A 1623-nucleotide genomic window follows, 5' to 3' on the forward strand; every position below is an offset into this window, starting at 1 on the left:
AGCCTCCATCAGGATTGCAGCAAAACTGGCAGCAGCCCGATGAAGCTGCCCGACCTGATCCCCGGCAAACTGATCAAGCGCTACAAGCGTTTTCTGGCTGATATTGAGCTTGAGGATGGTTCCGTGGTCACGGCCCACTGCCCAAACTCCGGCAGCATGCTGGGTTGCAACCTGCCCGGCAGCCCGGTGCTGCTCTCCTTAAGTCCAAACCCCAACCGCAAGCTGGCCTATACTTGGGAGCTGCTGCAGGTGGACGGATACTGGGTGGGGTTGAACACCATGCTGCCCAACCGGCTGGCTGAAGAGGCGATTCTGGACGGGACCATTGCCGAATTACAGGGGTATCAAAACCTGCGGCGTGAGGTGGCGTATGGCAGTGAGCGCAGCCGGATTGATATCCTGCTGGAAGGAGATGGCAGGCGCTGCTACGTTGAAGTAAAGAATGTCACCCTGGTGGAAGGGGGGCTGGCGCTCTTTCCTGATGCAGTCACGACACGAGGACAAAAGCATCTGCGTGAGTTGATGGAGATGGTCAGAAACGGTGATCGCGGGGTGTTGTTGTTTACCGTACAACGGGGCGATGGCACGGCGGTTGCTCCGGCTGACCGGATAGATCCTACATATGGCAGACTATTGAGGGAAGCGGTTGCAAACGGCGTCGAGGCGTTGGCCTACCGGGCCGAGGTCAGGCCGGAGCAGATCCGGCTGACCGAGAGCCTGGCAGTTTTGCTGGATTAGGAACCGTAAAACGTATTATTTCGCACTAAACCCCTCCAAACCTCCCCTTGTCAGGGGAGGCTTAAAAACCTCCCCCCTGATAAGGGGGGATTGAGGGGGGTTGGCTTTAGCAGTAGTACTGGATTAACCTTCAAAATCCACTGCAACAATTGAGCTGCAGTTGGCTTTCATAAACGGCACCACTTCTCCTGCATGGTACGGATGCACCTGATAGGTCTGCAGGTCAGCCATTGAATCGAACTTGGTGACAAGGGCCACGTCGTATGAACGCTCTGACCTGACCAGATCAATCCCGGCCTCCAGATGGCGCAGTTCCGCAATCTTTCCTTCCATTGACAACAACTTATCCCGCACAGCAGCAATCTTCTCCGGGGTCTGCTCGGCCAGCTTAAAAAAGACGATATGGGTTACCATGGTGTTCCTCCTTAGCGATCATGTTGTTTCCAGATACCGCGAGTCAGTTGTTTCTGTCAACCAGTCCCCTTGAGAGTTGTAAAATTGGTGATACAGTTATCTCGTATTCCCTATGGCCTGTGGCCGTCGAACTCATCCAGGAGGTCTACCATGTCAGAATCCAAACTCATTCCGTCCATTGACAACCGGTTGGGGGCCCTGCTTGAGGTGTCACGACGGCAAAATGCCCTCCGTCCCGAGGAGGAGCAGCAGAAACCAACCATCACCATTTCACGGGAGTTCGGCTGCGAGGCCTATCCGATGGCTGAACTGCTGCGCCAACAGATGGAAAAGCGGACCAAAGAGCCTTGGACCTTAATGGACAAGGCGCTCCTGGACGAGGTTGCCAAGCATCACAGCCTTTCAGATCAGGTCTTGCAAAACATTGGCGATAAAAATCGCTTTCTGGATGATTTTCTCTCCACCTTTTCC

At 54.6% G+C, this 1623-nt stretch carries 2 protein-coding genes and 1 pseudogene; 2 read left to right on the forward strand and 1 reads right to left on the reverse strand.

Annotated features, from left to right (window positions below):
• The first annotated feature begins 39 nt into the window (after nucleotides 1-39).
• Entirely contained in the window at nucleotides 40-738 is a 699-nt protein-coding gene (sfsA, locus tag OEL57_RS16690; protein WP_300742071.1) for a DNA/RNA nuclease SfsA, read from the forward strand.
• Nucleotides 739-861: 123 nt separating this feature from the next.
• Here the strand turns inward: sfsA and OEL57_RS16695 are convergent, their stop codons facing one another.
• Nucleotides 862-1152 (reverse strand): Dabb family protein, encoded by a 291-nt coding sequence (locus tag OEL57_RS16695; RefSeq protein ID WP_300742070.1) that lies wholly within the window; start codon nucleotides 1150-1152, stop codon nucleotides 862-864.
• A gap of 150 nt (nucleotides 1153-1302) precedes the next feature.
• On the opposite strand from OEL57_RS16695, the pseudogene OEL57_RS16700 reads away from it, so the two are divergent.
• Nucleotides 1303-1623, forward strand: a pseudogene (locus OEL57_RS16700) (cytidylate kinase-like family protein); the annotation flags it as partial.

This window comes from Trichlorobacter sp., assembly GCF_030247655.1.
Taxonomy (GTDB): Bacteria; Desulfobacterota; Desulfuromonadia; order Geobacterales; family Pseudopelobacteraceae; genus Trichlorobacter.